General features: G+C 47.6%; 1 rRNA gene. It reads right to left on the bottom strand.

The features are described from left to right. Positions 1 to 20 precede the first annotated feature (20 nt). Positions 21 to 233 (bottom strand): 23S ribosomal RNA (locus tag NNO02_RS23715); the annotation flags it as partial.

Below are 233 nucleotides of genomic sequence, written 5' to 3'. Positions count from 1 at the left end.
CAAAACATCTTCGGCGTTGTAAGGTTAAGCCTCACGGTTCATTAGTATCGGTTAGCTCAATGTATCGCTACACTTACACACCCGACCTATCAACGTCGTCGTCTTCAACGTTCCTTCAGGAGACTTATAGTCTCAGGGAGAACTCATCTCGGGGCAAGTTTCGTGCTTAGATGCTTTCAGCACTTATCTCTTCCGCATTTAGCTACCGGGCAATGCCATTGGCATGACAACCC

This window comes from Citrobacter sp. Awk 2 (genome assembly GCF_028069815.1).
In the GTDB taxonomy this organism is placed as follows: Bacteria; Pseudomonadota; Gammaproteobacteria; order Enterobacterales; family Enterobacteriaceae; genus Citrobacter.
Note: the sequence above shows the minus strand (reverse complement) of the source record. Positions and strands in the feature narration are given on the sequence as shown.